Genomic DNA, 17,823 nt, shown 5'->3' with positions numbered 1-17,823 from the left:
AAGATCCTCTACAAACTTTCAAGCCAGGCCTCATCTTCTACCTGGATTCCTAATTCTTGTGCTTTGGTTAACTTGCTACCAGCGTCACTACCTGCAACGACTAAATCTGTTTTTTTGGAAACCGATCCAGTTACCTTAGCGCCTAGACTTTCTAATTTCGCCTTGGCTTCTGAACGAGTGAGTCGTTCTAGCTTCCCAGTCAAAACAACTGTCATTCCTGATAGGGCCGCATCAGCAGCGACTTTCTCACCAAGATAAGCCATATTGACACCAGCTTCTTTAAGCTCTTGCAATAGGCGCTTGGATCCTTCTTGTGCAAAATAACGCTTGAGGCTTTCAGCCACGACCATACCGAGACTGTCAATGCTGGCAATCCGTTCTGGATCAGCTGTAGCCAATTGATCGAGGCCATGGAATTCTTGGAGCAAGATTTGACTAACCTTGCTACCGACATGGCGGATCCCCAAACCAAAGAGTAACTTCTCAGCTGAATTCTCTTTTGAAGCTTGAATGGCTTCATGGAGTTTTTCAGCAGATTTTTCTTTAAAGCCTTCTAAGGTCAATAGATCCTCTACGTTTAGGCGATAGATCCCTGCCACATCCTCTACTAACTGAGCTGCAAAGAGTTTCTCTACAACAGCTGGACCCAAGCCTGTGATATTCATAGCATCCCGGCTGGCAAAGTGGTTCAATCCTTCCTTAATCTGTGCTGGACAGAGTGGATTGATACAGCGAAGGGCCACCTCATCCTCGAAATGAAGCAACTCACTCTGGCAACTAGGACATTGAGTTGGAATGGCTAATGCTTGATCAGAGACTCGCTTATCTTTGGCAACACGCAAGACCGCAGGAATGATATCACCCGCCTTGTAGACAATGACGGTATCATCCTGATGAATGTCTTTTTCAGCAATATAGTCCACATTGTGCAAGGTTGCCCGACTAACAGTGGTTCCGGCTAGCTGGACTGGAGTTAGATTGGCAGTTGGGGTCACAACTCCGGTCCGTCCAACCGTCCAATCCACCGATAAGATTTTCGCTTCTTTTTCTTCAGCTGGAAACTTATAGGCGACAGCCCATTTAGGAGCTTTTACGGTAAAGCCTAGTTCTTCTTGAACAGCTAGGTCATTGACCTTGATGACGATCCCATCGATATCGTAGGGAAGATCCTCTCGAAGCTGAGCTACTTTTTGGATGAAGTCCCAAATTTGCTCCATATCCTCAGCCAGCACTCGCTCTTGGTTCACGACAAAGCCTAAGCGGGCTAATTTCTCAAGCACGCCTTCCTGACTGCTTTGATCAGTTGGACTCACTTCTTGATACAAGAAGGTTGCGAGATTTCGCTTGGCCACGATTTTCGTATCCAATTGGCGAAGCGTTCCTGCAGCAGCATTTCGTGGATTAGCAAACTCTGGCTCGCCGTTTTCTTGACGGATCTGATTGACCCGATCAAAGGAAGCCCGTGGCATATAGCACTCGCCTCGAACTGTAATGTTCACTGGCTCTGGTAACACTAAAGGAATGTCCTTGACCCGCTTGAGGTTCTCTGTAATATCCTCACCGACAGAACCATCCCCACGTGTCGCCCCCGTTACGAGGACTCCATTTTCATAGGTGAGGGAAATGGACAAGCCATCGATTTTCAGCTCACATACATAGCTGATAGAAGGAAATTCCTTACGGACACGCTGATCAAAGGCTTCTAATTCTTCACGCGAAAAAGCATCCTGCAAACTATAAAGGGGATACTGGTGCTGGTATTTGGTAAAGCCTTTTAAAACCACCCCACCTACACGGTGAGTTGGACTCTCTGGTAAGATCTCATCAGGATGAGCGGTTTCTAGTTCCACCAACTCCCGATATAATTGATCATATTCACTATCTGAAACAGATGGAGCGTCTTTTGTGTAATACTCGTAAGCATATCGATTGAGTAATTCCACTAATTCTTTCATTCTGGTTTTCATGTTCTTATTTTATCATAAAATCTTAATTTAGCCTTGAATTTACTGCATTCTTAGCATTAAAAAAAGGAGCCAAAGCTCCCTTTTCTTATTTTGTAAAATCGATCCGTTTAGAAAGTTGATTGATCACAATCGCTCCAAAAATCAAGGATGCAAATTCACCCAATCCCATGGTCAACCAGTTATAGAAGAATGGTTGGCCTTGAAGGTAATAAAGTTCCAAGGCAATCGTAAACATGGAGATGGAAAAGAAAATCGCAAACAAGAAATGGTCCAAGCGAATAAGACCGTCAAACAAGAACTTGTTTTTGAATCGACCAAATAGAATGAGTCCAAGTCCTAAGAAGACAAAGGTTGAACCTCCACCGACAAAGACATCGATCCATCCAAAACTAAATAAGTTAGCAATCATACAACCAAGCGTCACCGCAATCAAGTACTTCTTATTGTAAAAAGCTAAGAAATTCATCATTTCCGAAACACGGAATTGATAGCCATAGTAGGCCATAGCGTTGAGAGGTGGGGTAATGGTCAATACGATATAAATCGCAGCAACAATGGCAATTTGTGCCATATCACGAGCAGTTAACTGTTTCATTTATTCTCCTTTAGCGGTTTTTCCGCGTGTAATATGCTTGGCGAAAGGATCTTAAGCACCAAGGGTTGAAGGTTTGATTTCTTCAACCTTTCAAGTATAGCATATTTTGAGGTTTTATGGTAGACTGAATTTATGAAAACACTAATTAAAAAATTTTTTGATAATGAGATTTTGTCCTATCTCTTTTTTGGAGTTGCCACAACCATTGTTTCCGTCGGAACCCGCCTCTTCATCTATCATGTGTCTCGTGATGAACGATTAGCGACCGCAATTGGAAACATTGCCGGGATCCTCTTTGCCTTTGCGACCAACGATACCATTGTCTTTAAGCAAGAAAGAAAGGGCTGGTTTCAGCGCTTGATCCGATTTGCAATTGCGCGCTCTGGGACCTTTATACTGGACATGGCCTTGACCGAAATCTTTGTCAAGCAGTTCCCAGGAATTATCGGGCAATTCGTCCACAATAACAAGAGCCAAATCAATCTGATTGAAACCCTCTTTGCACAAGTGGCCATTGTAGTCCTCAATTACGTATTTAGTAAACTCTTTGTCTTTAAAAATAAAAACAAGGCTTGAAACGATTGTTTCAGCCTTATTCTTTTAAACTTCTATACTTGCATGCTCTGCACTTAATTGATAGATGGTGCCTGCAACCCCAAAATAATCTTTGGCTAGATCTTTCAATTCCTGCATAGCTGTTTGTGCCCGTTTGGCCTGCTCCTCATTGATGGCTTCAATAACTAAAATAGCGTCCTTGGTATCTTCTGTTAACATAGTTCTTTGTGCCTCACGCCAATTCAAGCAACGGCAAACAGCTCCGTCTTGGTCGTAGTAGATAATCTCCCCTTCCAAAGCTGGAGCATCTTCTTCAGCACCTAATGGAAAGAAAGGTTCGCCTCCTTTCGCTTGTCCTAGAGAGAGTCCACCCACCAATTTATCCATATCTTCTCCCCCACAAGGAAGGGCATAAGCCATAGAAACACTATTGTAAAGATCCACCAAAGGATTAATCGGATAGAATTCACGTCCCTGATGAACCCGTTTTAAGAGCGCCTCGATGGAAGATCGGGCTCCTTTTTTTGTTTTAAACTTGCTAAAAGCCTGACGCCACTCTTGGACAAATTCACTCTGGGTATAGTTTTCTTCATCGATAAATTCCCATGCTCGCTTGGCACCCTTGTCCAACAATTCTTTGAAATAAGGATCCTTGGCTTCATCTACTGTATTATCAATACCATACAAGGACATCACTGTAATTCTAGCTGTTGGAAATAATTCCCAAAATGCTTGATCGACTGTCACTTTCATTGCTTTACCTCACTATAATTTCTTTTTTGACCTTTTTTGACTAGCTCCCAATCCAAGGTGATATTCTCACGAACTCGGATGAGATACTCCTCTAACTGTGCGACTTCTTCTTTGGAAAATCCTTTTAAGGCAGTTTTTTCAGAGTAAAGATGCTCCCCTAAAATGAAGGGGTAAATCTGCTTACCTTTTTCAGTTAATTCCCATTCCTTGATTTTAAGGTTTTCACCCCTTGGACGCTGCTGAATCAGTCCTCGTTCTTCTAGTTTTTTTACAGACCTTGCAACGGTGGATCGATCTACTTTCAAGACTTCAGAGAGTTCTTCCTGAATCATTCCAGGTTGCTCGGCAATTCGCACCAGGTAGAGGTATTGACCACGCGCCAGATCCAAATCTCGAAATTCAATATTTGCTATAGAATCCAGTGCTCTCGCAATGATGCCAATCTCGCGCAAAATACTCATCTCACTCCTCCTTTCCTATTGACAATAGCATAACACATTTTTGTTGCAAATGCAATAAAAATAGATAAGAAAAAAAGAGGCTGGGACAAAAGTCCTAGCCTCTCAATTATTTTTGGATTGTCGAGCAAGACGCAGTGGTTGAGTGGGCTCTACTACGCTGATTTCATCAGCTTTTACAGCCCTACTCAACTGTGCGGAGGTGGGACGACGAAATCGAATTCTAACGAATTACCGATTTCTGTCCCACTCTCCCTTATTCCGTTTTTTCTTTTTTTATCAAGCGTAACCGACGCTTTAATTTTTGTGAAACTTCTCTATGCCGAAAGTCCACTTCTTCTGATTTTAACTTAGAGACAATTTCTCCACTGCGCGTTTGGAACTTTGCTTCTCTAGCAAATTGGATACTGGCGTTTAAAATACAACCAATAATCATGATTTTTGCCACCAAGATAAACCAGAACATGATGACCGCTAGGACGACCGAACCGAAGAAACGAGCATCTAAGAAATGACTCACATAACGATCCACATATTTCCAAAAGATATTCAAGATCGCATACAGGACAGCAACAACAAAGGTCGCCCCTGGCAATACATATCTAAATTTCGGAATTTTGACATTTGGAAGGGTGTAATAGAGCAAGACCAGACTAACAAAAAGCAAGAGATAGATGGTCGGCTCTGTCAAATTCAGTAAGCGCACATAAATCGTCCGATCAAATGAAAAGGTCCGATAGAGATAGCGAACGATCATTTTCCCAAACATGGAAAGGATGAGCGAGAGTCCAAACAAGCCCTGCAAGGCAAAACTGATCAGGAAGCTAAAGAGTCGCCCCCAGATAATACCACGCTCTTTTTCCACCCCATAACTCTTGTTATAGGCTTTTTGGAGGTAGGCAATGCTCTGAGAGAAGATCCACAAAGCAGAAATAATCGAGAAACTCAGTAAGCCTGTCGAAGGTTTGGTCAAGACACTCGAAATCATCTGTGCCACTATTCGATATAAGGAGGCTGGCAAAATTTTTTGTAAGCTTAATAGAATCTGAGTGGGACGAATATGAAAGTAGGGTAAAATATTGGCTGCAATCAGCATCAAAGGGAAAATGGAGATCAGCAAATAATAAGCCACCGCAATGCTGGTGATATCAGACTCTGCACTTTGATAAAACCGCACGAAGCCCTTTATAAATGGCTGTTCCAGTACTTTTTGTAGGACCTTTTTCATTCGTCACCTCCCCATTTTACTAAAAAAGAGCAAAGAGCGAAACCAGACACTAGCCTTCAGCTCCATTCTTTCCTCTCTATTTTTTAGTATGTTCCTTCTTCACCTTGACTAGTCAAGATCACTGGACCATCTTTTGTAATCACAAATTGATGCTCGTATTGACAAGAAAGTCCACCGTCGAGGGTCTTATGGGCCCAACCAGTTTCCATATCTGTATCAATCTCCCAAGTACCGGTATTGATCATTGGCTCAATAGTCAAGACCATCCCTTCACGTAAGCGAAGACCGCGTCCAGCACGACCATAATGTGGGACCATTGGTTCTTCATGCATGGTAGGCCCGACACCGTGTCCGACCAAGTCACGCACAACGCCATAGCCCTTGCTTTCCGCATACTCTTGAATCGCTGCGCCAATATCTCCCAAGCGATTACCTACGACCGCTTTTTCAATTCCCTTATAGAGACATTCTTTGGTCACGTCCATCAAATCTTTGACTTCTTGCGAAACATTTCCCACCGCATAAGCCCAGCAAGAGTCCGCCAAGCCACCACTATAAGACTCAGTGTATTTCTTCACTTGGGCTACATTATCAAAATCTAATTTCGATACATCCAAAACAGATTTATCAAGCGGTTCTGACAAGACCATGTCTACCTTGAGGAGATCACCATCTTTGAGAATGACATGACGTGGAAAAGCATGGGCTACTTCGTCATTCAAACCACAGCAAGTCGCATAAGGATAATCCATGAGACTGCCTTCTACACCGATCTGAAGCGGCAAGACATTGGCTTCTTTACAGCGACGACGGACATATTCTTCTACTTCCCAAAGGTCAAGCCCTGGCTTGATCAAGTCACGCAATCCAATATGGATGCTGGCAAGGAAATCTCCCGCACGATCCATGGCTTCAATTTCACGTTGTGATTTTAATGTAATCATTGTCTCCTCATTTCTTTTTGTTTAATTAATCTTAATCGTAATGGTTGCTTTCGCGACTAGCTGCAGATCTAAATACAAGCTAAAATCAACCAAGGCCGAACGTCTAGTTCGCCGAACAAGTTGGGGTTCAATGCGGATCACATCATCCACCTGTACAGCCTGTAAAAAATTGATGATCAACTGTTCGACAATCAAGCTACGCCCACTGTGTTGCATCATTTTGCGAATAACCTTCATCAGCACTTCGATCATGACCCCATTGGCCAAAACACCGCTTTTCTCCAGCATACTTGGCTCCACTGTGAATTGGTAATGGTCGTTCTCTGTCTGAATCTTTTGTCCGATTTGCTCACTAAAAGTTGGTAAGCTTGAAAACTGTACCTTGCTGATCCGATCCATCACATCTCGACGTGTAATAACACCCAGCAAGGTCTGATTATTGCGAATAACAGGAATCATCTCATAATCTTCAGCAATCATCCGTTGGCTAATCGTCGCAATGCTAGTAGACAATTTAGTGGTAAAGATCGTCCGTGACATCACCTTATCAAGGGTCGTCTGAGGCGCCTTATCTCCAGCATCTCTCATGGTCACGACGCCCACCACCATCTGGTGCTGATTGACAACTGGAAAGCGACTAAAGCGATTTTTTCGAACCAAATCCAGATAGTCTCTTACCGTATCAGTCTCTGAAAGATAACCATATTCATGGAAGGGCCGATAGACCTGTTCTACTGTCAAGATATCCGTCTTGATCTGCATGTTAGACAAAGCCTTATTGATCATGGTAGCGACGGTATAGGTATCGTGTGAAGTTCGTATGACTGGGATTTTTACCTGATTAGCCAGATCAATCACATCCTCACTGACCTCAAAGCCACCTGTCACTAAGACCGCATTGTCATGCTTAAGAGCCAATCGTTGGATGCTAGTGCGGTCTCCCACGATCAAAAGGCCTCCTTCAGACACATAGTCTAGGACGTGCTTCTCCGTCATAGCACCGATATAAAATTTATTAAATTCTTTTTCGAGACCTTCCTCACCTGCTAATATTTCAGATCCAGTGATTTCTAAAATTTCCCGATAAGTCAAGTGCTCTAGTACTGCCTTTTGCGATTTGACACGAATGGTCCCACTTCTAGGACGCGTTTCGACAAATCCTTGATTTTCAGCTTCTTTAATGGCACGATAGGCCGTCCCATCACTAACATTCAGAAAATTGGAGATACTGCGGACACTGACCCGTTTCCCAATTGGTAATTTTTCGAGATAGTCTAAAATCTCTTGGTGTTTACTCATAGAAGTCCCCTCTACCTAGGCGGAAATCATAATAATCGCGCATTTTACGCGTATAGCGGTCACTCCCTTTGAATTGACGAAAGAGACGAAATCCAGCCTTTAAAGCGACCTTTTGACTCCCTATATTTTCAACATGGGTGACAATCTTAAGTTCCTTTAGTTGAAATTTCTCAAACGATAAATTGACCAGTTCTTTGACTGCTTCTGTCATCAGGCCCTTTCCCCAAAAATCTTTACGTAAAAAGTAACCTAATTCAGCCTCACTCTTGATTTCATCCAACTTTTCAAACTTGATGGAGCCGATCATCCGATTGGTTTCCTTATCACAGATCGCCCAAACCCCCAAAGGATTTTTCATGAAATAGTTGGCTAGTACATATTGAGTTTCAGCAAGATCAGCTTGTGCAGGAAAGATAAATTGTAGGTTATCAGGATTCGAAGCAATCTTATAAAAATCTTCCGCATCCTCAAAGAGAAAAGGTCGTAAGTACAACCTTTGTGTTTCAATCAGTGAATAGGCAGCTAAGTGCGTCCAAATATTCATTTCAAACTCCAATGTTCATGTATCCAGGCACCACTACCAGATCTCAGATTCAATCACTACTCTTCGATCAACTGGATATCTGCTCCAAGTTGGGTCAATTTATGAATAATATCTGAATACCCGCGAAGGATGTATTCCACATTTGTAATTTCTGTTGTTCCAGAAGCCATGAGACCTGCGATCACTAAAGCCGCACCAGCTCGAAGATCTGTCGCTTTCACACTTGATCCCGTCAATTGATTTGGCCCTTCATAGATAATGTGGTCGTTCAAAGTCAAGATAGTAGCCCCCATTTTAGCCAATTCTGGCACATGGTTAACCCGTTTTTCATAAATCGTATCAACGATTCGCCCACGTCCTGCAGCCGTTAAGAGCAAAGGTGTGATCGGTTGTTGCAAATCAGTCGCAAAACCAGGATAAGGAGACGTTTTGATCTGGATGGCCTTCAAGTCCGTCTGCTTTTCTACAAAGATGCTATCTTCAGAAATGGTCATGCGCACACCCATTTCCTCTAATTTGGCAATATAGCTCTCTAAATGCTCGTACAGGACATTATTGATCTGGATACCTTCCCCAATAGCAGCTGCAAGAGCAATATAGGTTCCTGCTTCGATGCGATCCGGAATTACTTGATGTCTAGTCCCATGCAAATGCGGAACACCATCAATGATAATAATATCTGTCCCTGCTCCACGAATATGAGCTCCCATGTTGTTGAGCAAGGTCACCACATCGATAATTTCAGGTTCCCGCGCAGCATTTTCGATCACTGTCCGACCTTTAGCTTTGACCGCTGCCAAAATCGTATTAATCGTTGCACCGACACTAACAGTATCCATATAGATGTTAGCTCCTTGAAGAGGCTTGCCATCTGTCGCAAGTTTCATACTAGAGCCATCCATAGTCATAGCGGCTCCCATCGCTTCAAAGGCCTTCAAATGCAAATCAATTGGACGTGGGCCGAGATCGCATCCTCCAGGGAGTCCAACAGTTGCCTGACCATAGCGCCCTAACAAACTGCCATAGAAATAATAGGAAGCTCGTAAGCTATTGATTTTCCCAAATGGCATGGGCATATCCTTCACCCCACGTGGATCAATGATCAAACTGTCTTCTTTGCGTTCGATCTTAGCGCCCATGATGGTCATGATTTCAATCAGACTTGCAACATCTGAGATATCCGGTACCCCATCGAGGGTCACGATATCGTCCGCCAGAATGGTTGCAGGAATCAGGGCCACTACACTATTTTTTGCACCACTAATGGTCACCTCTCCTTTTAGAGGGCGACCTCCATTTATTACAATTTTTTTCATCTTAATAATTATTAGCTCTTTCAAGTCTTTTTCCTTTTACTATCGTTTTTTCAACGGAAATAAAAGGGACAATGTATTTAAAATACTCTAACTATTATACCACAGATCGACCTATTTTTCCATCTGTAGGAATTTTCAAAACGAAAAAAAGCTAGGATCATCTTGACCCTAACTTTTCCATTTCAACTAATTATTTTACAGCTTCTTTCAAGGCTTCTACCTTATCCAAACGTTCCCATGGAAGGTCGATATCCGTCCGTCCCATATGGCCATAAGCCGCTGTTTGACGGTAGATTGGACGTTTCAAATCCAACATTTGAATAATCCCTGCAGGACGAAGGTCAAAGATTTGACGCGCTGCAGCTTCTAATTTGCTTTCAGCGACTGTTCCAGTACCGAAGGTATCAATACGAACAGAAACAGGTTGAGCTACCCCAATCGCATAAGCTAATTGCACTTCTGCTTTCTTAGCAAGACCTGCCGCTACGATGTTTTTGGCAATGTAACGAGCTGCATAAGAAGCCGAACGGTCTACCTTAGTCGCATCCTTACCAGAGAAGGCACCACCACCGTGACGTGAGTAACCACCATAAGTATCCACGATGATCTTACGACCAGTCAAACCTGAGTCCCCTTGAGGTCCACCGATAACAAAGCGTCCTGTTGGGTTGATGAAGAATTTGGTCTCAGCATCTAGATAAGAAGCTGGAATCACTTCTTTGATGACCTTGTTAATCACATCTTCGTGGATTTGTTCATTGCTGACATCTGGATCATGTTGAGTTGAAATAACAACTGTATCCACGCGCACAGGGCGGTCGTTTTCATCATACTCAACAGTGACTTGTGATTTTGCATCTGGACGAAGATAGCTAATTTCACCAGACTTACGAAGTTCAGCCAAACGACGAACCAACTTGTGACTGAGTGAGATTGGCAATGGCATGAGTTCTTCAGTTTCATCCACTGCGAAACCAAACATAAGACCTTGGTCTCCTGCTCCGATCAAATCGAGTGGGTCTTGATCCGCATTTCCACGAACTTCCAAGGCTTCATTAACCCCTTGGGCAATATCAGGAGATTGTTCCACCAAAGATGGGTGTACTCCTACCGTCTCAGCTGAGAATCCGTATTCCGTATTGGTATAACCAATCTCTGCAATCGTATCACGAACCACACGGTTAATATCCACATAAGCAGTCGTTGAAATCTCACCGAAAACATGCACTGAACCAGTATAAACAGCTGTTTCAGCAGCAACGTGTGCTTCTGGATCTTGCTCTAAAATAGCATCTAAAATAGCATCTGAAATTTGGTCTGCAATCTTATCTGGATGCCCCTCAGATACTGATTCAGACGTGAAAAGTTTACGTTCTGACATAAAAATGTCCCCCCTTAAAATAAATATTCGTTATAGAGTTACAAAGCACTGATAGAAAGACTATCACCTTATCGGGACCATATAACACTTCATTATAACACATTTCAACTATAATAGACTATGTTTTAAAAAAGGAGTTGATATAGTTTCAATCTATATCACTCCTGAAAGTAGCAGACATATTTCTTTACTAGCAATAAAAATATGAATAGGAAAACAGGTTGTAGTACAAATTCCTTCCAATTCGATAACTAAATTCAAGAAGATTAAGGCTGTCCTTTCTCTTCTACTTACCCAGAAGAATTGAAAATATACCTATCCCCTCATTACAGTATCCATCAGTCTTCACTTCAAAAAAAGTACAAACTAGACCAGTTCTGTCTCTGCAATTGCCTGTTTCACCTCTTCAATCGGTAAATGCATCAGTTCTACTTCTTTTTCACGGTAGAGATACTCGGCATATTCATCAATTCGATACTGATGAATGTATACCACCCGCTTGCAACCAACTTGGAGTAACTGCTTGGTACAATTGAGACAAGGAAAATGCGTCACATAAGCTGTAAACCCTTTTGGAATTCCACGTTCAGCACCTTGCAAAATAGCATTGACTTCTGCATGAATCGTCCGGACACAATGCCCCTCGACCATTAGACAGCCATCCTCTAGACAATGATCTGTCCCAGAAACGGACCCATTATAACCCGTTGCAATGACCTTATTATCCTTAACCAGTACAGCCCCAACCTTAGCGCGATTACAAGTTGCCCGATTTGAAATTAGTAAGGCCTGTGCTGCAAAATACTCATCCCATGCTAGTCGATTGTGTGTCACCTTTAGGTCCTCCATCTAATATGATTTCTCCTATAATTGATTTCATTATAGCATGAAATCAGCAAGAAAAAAAGACTGAGAAAATCTTCCCAGTCTTATAAAAATTATTTACCAAGTTTTGCTTTAGCTGCATCTGCAAGAGCTGTGAAAGCTGCTGCATCGTTAACAGCCAAGTCAGCAAGCATTTTACGGTTAACTTCGATCTCAGCCAATTTCAAACCATGCATCAATTGTGAGTATGAAAGTCCGTTCAAACGAGCTGCCGCATTGATACGTGTGATCCACAATTTACGGAAGTCACGTTTCTTTTGACGACGGTCACGGTATGCATAGTAGTAAGAGTTCATTACTTGTTCTTTTGCAGTACGGAACAAGATATGTTTAGCTCCATAGTAACCTTTAGCTAATTTAAGAATACGTTTACGACGTTTGCGTGATACAACGCCACCTTTAACACGTGCCATTTATATTTCCTCCAATATTTCCTAGAATTCTTTACTTACGAATACGCGATTATTTCAAGCGAGTAAGCATTGCTTTGATACGTTTGAAATCTCCTGCATGCACCATAGATGCTTTACGAAGATGACGACGTTGTTTCTTAGTTTTTCCGTGGAAACGGTGAGAAGTGTAAGCACGGAAACGTTTAAGTCCACCAGAACCTGTACGTTTGAAACGTTTAGCTGATGCGCGGTGTGTTTTTTGTTTTGGCATGATATTTTCTCCTTTTTTTAACTTTCTGACAGATTATTTCTTGTCAGTTGCTGGCGCCAATTGCATGAACATTTGACGTCCATCCATCTTAGCACGTTGTTCGATGATCGCCACATCTTGTGTCGCTTCAGCGAAGTCGGCTAAAACTTTAGCACCAATCTCTTTGTGGGTAATCATCCGACCCTTAAAGCGAATGGATACCTTCACTTTATTTCCTTTTTCAAGGAATTTGCGAGCATTGCGAAGTTTCGTATCGAAATCACCCTTGTCAATCACTGGGCTCAAACGAACTTCTTTCACGGTCACAACGCTTTGTTTTTTGCGTTGTTCTTTTTGCTTCTTCTGATACTCAAATTTGAACTTACCGTAGTCCATAATTTTCGCAACAGGAGGTTTAGCTTGAGGTTGAATGAGAACCAAGTCAACATTAGCGTCGTCCGCAAGTGCTTGCGCTTCGCTAAGTGGTTTGATACCCAATTGCTCACCTTCAAGACCGATTAAGCGAACTTCACGTACACGAATTTCATCATTGATGAATAAGTCTTGCTTTGCTATGGTTTTCACCTCTTTTTTATTATTCGAGAAAAACAAAGAACGGACCTGCAAAACAGGCCCGAACTACATGATGTATTTCATTACTGAAACTTGATCCGTAGGGGCCAGGCAACTTGCGTCACAAGGCGAGAAGTTCTCACTTCTGCTTTTCTCAACTTTTATATGATATCAAGTTTTTTATTCTTTGTCAAGAAGTTTTTTTGCTTTTTCTTCAATAAATGCAACAACGTCTGCAATTCCAACACCCGTCGTATCAAAATGAATGGCATCAGCTGCAGGTTTCAAAGGAGAAACGGCACGGTGGCTGTCCTTATAGTCCCGCTCAGCGATTTCTTTTTTCAACAATTCAAGATCCGCTGTGATGCCCTTTTCAACATTTTCCTTATAACGACGTTCTGCCCGCTCCTCAACAGAAGCGACCAAAAAGATCTTCAACTCTGCATGTGGAAGAACGACGGTCCCAATATCACGACCATCCATGACGATGCCCCCCTCTGCTGCAATTGCTTGCTGTAGAGTGACAAGTTTTTCACGAACTGGCGCAAGTGCTGCAACCCATGAAACATTGTTGGTCACTTGGTTATCGCGAATCGGGTGAGTAATATCTACGTCTGCTACAAAGACAAGCTGCTCTCCTTCTTCCGAACGACCGAAGCTAATTGGATACTGATCTAAAAGGTCTAAGAGGTCATCAACCTGTTCAGCTGTTAAATTATTTTGCAAAGCTAGGTAAGTCGCCGCACGGTACATAGCTCCTGTATCCAAATAGGTATAACCCAGATCCTTAGCAATAATTTTTGCAACCGTAGACTTTCCACTAGAAGCGGGGCCATCAATAGCAATTTGAATTTGTTTCATTCTCTACTCCTACTGAATCTTAACAACATCACCAGGATTGGCGTACCAAGATCCTGTAGACATGTGGGATGGATTTAACTGTTCCAATTGGGCAATGGAAATACCAGCACGCGCAGCGATCGCTGCTTCCCCTTCACCTGCTTGAACAGTGATCGTGCCTTCTTCAGAGTTCTCATCTTTTGAACTATCTTTAGTAGCTGCTTGGTCCGTCTGTGCTACAGGAGCTGATGATGTCTGTTCAACCTTAGTCTCTCCATTGTAGAAACCAGCCATTTGTTTTGATTTGTCGCTCCCTCCGGTAGAAAGGAAAATCAACAAACACACCATAGCCACAACCACCACAAAGAAAATAATCGCCAAAATCGTTAAGAGACGATCAGCCTTCACTCCATTTAATTTACTCGTTCTTTTCAATGTTTCTTCTCCATCATCGTAAATGTCTTCTTCCCATGGTTCTTTTGCCATGACTTCCTCCTTGTTTTTTCTCGTAAAAATCATTACAATAGAAGTATGAAAGTTACGTTAATTCCAGATCGTTGCATCGCTTGCGGTCTCTGTCAAACCTACTCTGAGTTGTTCGATTACCATGATAATGGTATCGTCAAATTTCCCGAAGAGGACGATCTCCTCGAAAAAGAAGTCCCTGTCACAAACGATGTTCTCGAGGCTATCAGAGAATGCCCCACTCATGCTCTCTTAAAAGATTAAGAGGGCTTTTTATTTGTTTGCATAATACATCTCATAGTAGTCCACATGAATAAAGTTATCTGTCAAAACTACTTCCCCCTTAAAATAGGGATTTAAGGCAAGTGCATTGATAAAGTATTTTTTCGGCCATTTGCGCATACAGAATGTCCGACTACGCGAACCATCATTAAAGACGAGTTTGATGGACTTCTTATTCACTTCTACTTTCTCAATGGAAGTGATCTTCACTTTAATTGGGGTAAAAGGATTGGCTGTAATAATCCGTAAAATCCCATCATCATAAATAGTAAAGTAACGATGGACCCCAATCGCGAGCAAGACCATAAATAAAAAGAACGAAAACAAAACTAGCGTTGGCACACTAGAGCTCTCATACATCAAGGCCAGTCCAATAAAGACCGGAATCACTGCAATGGACCAATAAGTCACAAGAATAGATAAGTCCGGTTGCCAATGATAATGGACCTTTCCAAATATCTTAATCATGAGCGTACCCCCATCTAATAGTTTAGCATAAAAAACAAAAAAAAGGGAGCCAGACAGCCAAAATCACAAAGATTTTTACCTGCTAGCACTCCTTTTAATTGGATTTATCAGTTGGGACTTTAAAGAAGTCTTTAGAAAGGTAACCTTTCCCACTAATCAGGTCGTATTCAACCATTTTCAAATCCTCTGCAATTTCTTGTGCTTCTCCTTCTAAGGCCTTTTTATCGACACTTGCTTTTTTCAGCACTTCTGTCAACAAAGCATAGTAAGGCGAAACTTTTGAATTGGTCTGTTCAAAGACCATAGCAGAGAAATCACTTGAATTGACCAAAGGATAATTCAATTTGGGTGCATCAAAATTACTCCAAATAAAGTAGTCTGTCTGATACTGACTCTCTGGATTATTCTTAAAGGCCGACTCAGGATAAAGACCTGGCAAGTGATCCCCATAAAACACCACTGTAATCTTCTTATCTATTTTAGAAAGACTTTCCAAGAAGGATTGGGTGGCAGTGTCGGTGAAGGTTAAAAGACGTGAATAATTTGTTAACTTTGTATTTTCATCATCCGAAAATCCTTTGGCTGTTGCTGTTAAGTCTGAAGGTTCTCCTGCTATAAATGGGGAGTGATTTTGAATTGTAATGACAGAAAAGAACTGATTCTTTTTAGCATCCATCTCTTTCAACACTACCTTATACGTAGATTCATCACTTATATGCACTTCTTGATAACCTAAATCATAATTCTTTTTATCATCAATACTTATAAATTTATTGAATTTCAATCTATTGTAAATTACATTTCTAGAATAATTAATTGGAGATTCGAAATGAATAACTTCTTTATTATTAAATGAATCACTGACTGATATTAGTCTTCTCATTTTAGGAGCAACCTCTGAGTATAATACAGAAACTGTAGGATTGATATTATAAAAAGGTAACCCCGTCAATGTTTGAAACTCCATATTTGCAGTTCCACCACCATAACCATCCGATTGCATTAATCCACTTGTAACTTTGGTCTTAATTTCTTGAATTTTTGGTATAGGGTTTCTAGATAAATTTACTCCCTCTATTCTTGCTGGGTCAGCAAAACTCTCGCTTAAAACATAAACAATCGTTTGATTTTCAATTGACTCATTTCTATTTTTATTGATTTCAAAAGCTACTTGATCATATTTCTTCTCAATTTCCTTAATTTTATCCTTACTGTAACCTTTTGGTTGTATGATTGGATCTGTTGTTATCTGATTCAACCATACATATGACAACGATCGATATCTAGCGTTTATGGAATTTCCTAACCATTTAGTATCTTGGAAATTATTTAACAAGGTAATAATCGGAACATCATCAATAATTTTTCCATTATCTTTTCTTTTAAAAATAGAATAAACATTAATGGACAATAAGAGCATAAGTCCTAATAAAACAAATCTTAAGATCGTTGCACGAATAATTCTACCTGGATAAATATATCTCCGTCCTATTATATAGATAAACGTAAAAATAACTAAGGAAATACTCACAGTCACTAAAACCGAAGTATCTACAAAACTAAATAAAACAGAAGGTTGAAGTACCCAGACCAAATCACTTGGCAAAATTGGTTCCGCACGCATACCATATTTTATAGCATTAGAAACAATAAACAGAACCCCACCAAATAAAATCAATATTGTCGTAAATAAATATCTATTAAAGATTATATATAGGAAAATAAACAGATAAGATAAACATAATATCTGAAATATTACACCTCCAGGAAATATTGAGTATCCAACCAAAGGTTCCCCATGACCTAGACCCAATTGTATTCCTGCATTAAATAATATCGCAAGACTAATACTTGTAAATATAGCTAGCGAAAAACTAGATCTATTTTTTACTATGTCCACTTGTCCTTTGACAAAAAGCAGGCCAACTAAAGACAGGAAAATACTTAAGAGTAGCAAATAAAATTCTAAAATCCAAAATTGGCTCAAGGAATACTTTCCTGCTCCTAATTTCTCAAAATTTCCAGATACATACCATGATGTACGATACAAAAAAGAAAGAATTTTAGAATCAGTAAAAATGAACGAACAAACTACGCTAGAATGTAAGACATATTCGAACATTTTCCCAATAGGTTCTAATTTTTTTCTATTCGCTTTATTATCATATGATTTTCTGATCTGACCCAAAACATAAGAAATCACTAACAATGATAAAATAAATACTAGAGAATTAAATTGCCAAAAATTATTTTTTTCAAAATGATCAATCTTATAACTAGGATTATTAATATTAAGCGAAATATCAATCGAGTATGATAGTATTAAATAGATTACGTATGAAACTAAAATTTTAAGGAAAAAAATCCATTTTAAAGCGTATTGTGAAATTAGTAAAACCAGAATTAGGAAGGCAATTCCAAACCAAATACCAAACTGATTAACTAAGAATAATACAGATCCTGTCGATTTGATCTCTTTAGAAATCAAATTTTGTGTTAAGAAAGTATTGCTTATAAAAAATAAAAGAAAGAGAGATATACAGTACTTTTGTGTTCTTGTTATTTTATTATAAATTTTAAAAAGAAAATCTCTAAAATCTAATTTCCTCTTTCTCTTCATTTTTTATC

The 17,823-nt window shown here is 40.6% G+C and carries 20 protein-coding genes, 1 riboswitch and 1 other annotated feature; of the genes, 2 read left to right on the top strand and 18 right to left on the bottom strand.

The window, feature by feature from the left end:
* Nucleotides 1-8: 8 nt before the first annotated feature.
* Both ligA and HMPREF2904_RS04250 read right to left on the bottom strand, forming a co-directional pair.
* Nucleotides 9-1,967 carry an NAD-dependent DNA ligase LigA gene (gene ligA, locus HMPREF2904_RS04255; protein WP_070660323.1) on the bottom strand — a complete coding sequence of 653 codons (1,959 nt, stop codon included), beginning with the start codon at nt 1,965-1,967 and terminating at the stop codon, nt 9-11.
* 85 nt (nt 1,968-2,052) lie between these two features.
* Complete coding sequence (locus HMPREF2904_RS04250; RefSeq protein ID WP_003006740.1) at nt 2,053-2,562, bottom strand: QueT transporter family protein; 510 nt, start codon at nt 2,560-2,562, stop codon at nt 2,053-2,055.
* Nucleotides 2,560-2,666, bottom strand: a riboswitch (PreQ1 riboswitch). It overlaps the preceding gene by 3 nt.
* Before the next feature lie 28 nt (nt 2,667-2,694).
* Here HMPREF2904_RS04250 and HMPREF2904_RS04245 point away from each other — a divergent pair.
* Nucleotides 2,695-3,138 (top strand): GtrA family protein, encoded by a 444-nt coding sequence (locus HMPREF2904_RS04245; protein ID WP_021153029.1) that lies wholly within the window; start codon nt 2,695-2,697, stop codon nt 3,136-3,138.
* A gap of 24 nt (nt 3,139-3,162) precedes the next feature.
* Here the strand turns inward: HMPREF2904_RS04245 and HMPREF2904_RS04240 are convergent, their stop codons facing one another.
* The 14 genes from HMPREF2904_RS04240 to HMPREF2904_RS04175 form a co-directional block, all read right to left on the bottom strand.
* Entirely contained in the window at nt 3,163-3,870 is a 708-nt protein-coding gene (locus HMPREF2904_RS04240; RefSeq protein ID WP_070660320.1) for a B3/B4 domain-containing protein, read from the bottom strand.
* Nucleotides 3,867-4,331 carry a MarR family winged helix-turn-helix transcriptional regulator gene (locus tag HMPREF2904_RS04235; protein WP_070660317.1) on the bottom strand — a complete coding sequence of 155 codons (465 nt, stop codon included), beginning with the start codon at nt 4,329-4,331 and terminating at the stop codon, nt 3,867-3,869. The genes HMPREF2904_RS04240 and HMPREF2904_RS04235 overlap by 4 nt, the downstream gene beginning before the upstream one ends.
* A gap of 253 nt (nt 4,332-4,584) precedes the next feature.
* Nucleotides 4,585-5,556: a YihY/virulence factor BrkB family protein gene (locus tag HMPREF2904_RS04230; RefSeq protein ID WP_070660314.1), complete on the bottom strand. Its 972-nt coding sequence runs from the start codon at nt 5,554-5,556 to the stop codon at nt 4,585-4,587.
* 83 nt (nt 5,557-5,639) lie between these two features.
* The gene (locus tag HMPREF2904_RS04225; RefSeq protein WP_003003694.1) at nt 5,640-6,500 is read right to left on the bottom strand and encodes a methionyl aminopeptidase; all 861 of its coding nucleotides are present in this window, start codon (nt 6,498-6,500) and stop codon (nt 5,640-5,642) included.
* Nucleotides 6,501-6,521: 21 nt separating this feature from the next.
* Nucleotides 6,522-7,799, bottom strand: a complete 1,278-nt coding sequence (gene spxR, locus HMPREF2904_RS04220; RefSeq protein WP_070660311.1) for a CBS-HotDog domain-containing transcription factor SpxR — start codon at nt 7,797-7,799, stop codon at nt 6,522-6,524.
* Entirely contained in the window at nt 7,792-8,343 is a 552-nt protein-coding gene (locus HMPREF2904_RS04215; RefSeq protein WP_070660308.1) for a GNAT family N-acetyltransferase, read from the bottom strand. The genes spxR and HMPREF2904_RS04215 overlap by 8 nt, the downstream gene beginning before the upstream one ends.
* Before the next feature lie 56 nt (nt 8,344-8,399).
* Nucleotides 8,400-9,659, bottom strand: coding sequence for a UDP-N-acetylglucosamine 1-carboxyvinyltransferase (locus tag HMPREF2904_RS04210; RefSeq protein WP_037616817.1), 1,260 nt, complete (start codon nt 9,657-9,659; stop codon nt 8,400-8,402).
* Between the two features lie 190 nt (nt 9,660-9,849).
* A complete protein-coding gene (gene metK / locus HMPREF2904_RS04205; RefSeq protein ID WP_003015745.1) occupies nt 9,850-11,040 on the bottom strand; it encodes a methionine adenosyltransferase in 1,191 nt (396 codons plus the stop codon).
* A gap of 366 nt (nt 11,041-11,406) precedes the next feature.
* Complete coding sequence (locus tag HMPREF2904_RS04200; protein ID WP_100208998.1) at nt 11,407-11,874, bottom strand: deoxycytidylate deaminase; 468 nt, start codon at nt 11,872-11,874, stop codon at nt 11,407-11,409.
* A 104-nt stretch (nt 11,875-11,978) separates the two neighbouring features.
* Nucleotides 11,979-12,338, bottom strand: a complete 360-nt coding sequence (gene rplT / locus HMPREF2904_RS04195; protein ID WP_000124830.1) for a 50S ribosomal protein L20 — start codon at nt 12,336-12,338, stop codon at nt 11,979-11,981.
* 49 nt (nt 12,339-12,387) lie between these two features.
* Nucleotides 12,388-12,588, bottom strand: coding sequence for a 50S ribosomal protein L35 (gene rpmI, locus HMPREF2904_RS04190; RefSeq protein ID WP_003003453.1), 201 nt, complete (start codon nt 12,586-12,588; stop codon nt 12,388-12,390).
* A gap of 33 nt (nt 12,589-12,621) precedes the next feature.
* Nucleotides 12,622-13,152, bottom strand: a complete 531-nt coding sequence (infC, locus tag HMPREF2904_RS04185; RefSeq protein ID WP_003003721.1) for a translation initiation factor IF-3 — start codon at nt 13,150-13,152, stop codon at nt 12,622-12,624.
* Between the two features lie 16 nt (nt 13,153-13,168).
* Nucleotides 13,169-13,297: a sequence feature (ribosomal protein L20 leader region), on the bottom strand.
* A gap of 23 nt (nt 13,298-13,320) precedes the next feature.
* Complete coding sequence (gene cmk / locus HMPREF2904_RS04180; RefSeq protein WP_003015791.1) at nt 13,321-14,001, bottom strand: (d)CMP kinase; 681 nt, start codon at nt 13,999-14,001, stop codon at nt 13,321-13,323.
* 9 nt (nt 14,002-14,010) lie between these two features.
* Complete coding sequence (locus HMPREF2904_RS04175) at nt 14,011-14,466, bottom strand: SAG1386/EF1546 family surface-associated protein (protein WP_003015783.1); 456 nt, start codon at nt 14,464-14,466, stop codon at nt 14,011-14,013.
* A 45-nt stretch (nt 14,467-14,511) separates the two neighbouring features.
* On the opposite strand from HMPREF2904_RS04175, the gene HMPREF2904_RS11045 reads away from it, so the two are divergent.
* Nucleotides 14,512-14,709, top strand: coding sequence for a ferredoxin (locus tag HMPREF2904_RS11045; RefSeq protein ID WP_071788416.1), 198 nt, complete (start codon nt 14,512-14,514; stop codon nt 14,707-14,709).
* 9 nt (nt 14,710-14,718) lie between these two features.
* Here HMPREF2904_RS11045 and HMPREF2904_RS04170 read toward each other — a convergent pair whose 3' ends face one another.
* Both HMPREF2904_RS04170 and HMPREF2904_RS04165 read right to left on the bottom strand, forming a co-directional pair.
* Nucleotides 14,719-15,195, bottom strand: coding sequence for an EbsA family protein (locus HMPREF2904_RS04170; protein WP_014713160.1), 477 nt, complete (start codon nt 15,193-15,195; stop codon nt 14,719-14,721).
* 94 nt (nt 15,196-15,289) lie between these two features.
* A complete protein-coding gene (locus tag HMPREF2904_RS04165; RefSeq protein WP_070660305.1) occupies nt 15,290-17,815 on the bottom strand; it encodes an LTA synthase family protein in 2,526 nt (841 codons plus the stop codon).
* Between the last annotated feature and the right edge of the window lie 8 nt (nt 17,816-17,823).

It is taken from the genome of Streptococcus sp. HMSC072G04 (assembly GCF_001813295.1).
Lineage (GTDB): Bacteria > Bacillota > Bacilli > Lactobacillales > Streptococcaceae > Streptococcus.
This window is presented reverse-complemented; position numbering and strand designations above follow the sequence as displayed.

Bases quoted from the DNA above. Each gene is read 5' to 3' on its own strand.
- ligA (WP_070660323.1), bottom strand. From the start codon at position 1,967: ATGAAAACCAGAATGAAAGAATTAGTGGAATTACTCAATCGATATGCT.
- HMPREF2904_RS04250 (WP_003006740.1), bottom strand. From the start codon at position 2,562: ATGAAACAGTTAACTGCTCGTGATATGGCACAAATTGCCATTGTTGCT.
- HMPREF2904_RS04245 (WP_021153029.1), top strand. From the start codon at position 2,695: ATGAAAACACTAATTAAAAAATTTTTTGATAATGAGATTTTGTCCTAT.
- HMPREF2904_RS04240 (WP_070660320.1), bottom strand. From the start codon at position 3,870: ATGAAAGTGACAGTCGATCAAGCATTTTGGGAATTATTTCCAACAGCT.
- HMPREF2904_RS04235 (WP_070660317.1), bottom strand. From the start codon at position 4,331: ATGAGTATTTTGCGCGAGATTGGCATCATTGCGAGAGCACTGGATTCT.
- HMPREF2904_RS04230 (WP_070660314.1), bottom strand. From the start codon at position 5,556: ATGAAAAAGGTCCTACAAAAAGTACTGGAACAGCCATTTATAAAGGGC.
- HMPREF2904_RS04225 (WP_003003694.1), bottom strand. From the start codon at position 6,500: ATGATTACATTAAAATCACAACGTGAAATTGAAGCCATGGATCGTGCG.
- spxR (WP_070660311.1), bottom strand. From the start codon at position 7,799: ATGAGTAAACACCAAGAGATTTTAGACTATCTCGAAAAATTACCAATT.
- HMPREF2904_RS04215 (WP_070660308.1), bottom strand. From the start codon at position 8,343: ATGAATATTTGGACGCACTTAGCTGCCTATTCACTGATTGAAACACAA.
- HMPREF2904_RS04210 (WP_037616817.1), bottom strand. From the start codon at position 9,659: ATGAAAAAAATTGTAATAAATGGAGGTCGCCCTCTAAAAGGAGAGGTG.
- metK (WP_003015745.1), bottom strand. From the start codon at position 11,040: ATGTCAGAACGTAAACTTTTCACGTCTGAATCAGTATCTGAGGGGCAT.
- rplT (WP_000124830.1), bottom strand. From the start codon at position 12,338: ATGGCACGTGTTAAAGGTGGCGTTGTATCACGCAAACGTCGTAAACGT.
- rpmI (WP_003003453.1), bottom strand. From the start codon at position 12,588: ATGCCAAAACAAAAAACACACCGCGCATCAGCTAAACGTTTCAAACGT.
- cmk (WP_003015791.1), bottom strand. From the start codon at position 14,001: ATGAAACAAATTCAAATTGCTATTGATGGCCCCGCTTCTAGTGGAAAG.
- HMPREF2904_RS04175 (WP_003015783.1), bottom strand. From the start codon at position 14,466: ATGGCAAAAGAACCATGGGAAGAAGACATTTACGATGATGGAGAAGAA.
- HMPREF2904_RS11045 (WP_071788416.1), top strand. From the start codon at position 14,512: ATGAAAGTTACGTTAATTCCAGATCGTTGCATCGCTTGCGGTCTCTGT.
- HMPREF2904_RS04170 (WP_014713160.1), bottom strand. From the start codon at position 15,195: ATGATTAAGATATTTGGAAAGGTCCATTATCATTGGCAACCGGACTTA.
- HMPREF2904_RS04165 (WP_070660305.1), bottom strand. From the start codon at position 17,815: ATGAAGAGAAAGAGGAAATTAGATTTTAGAGATTTTCTTTTTAAAATT.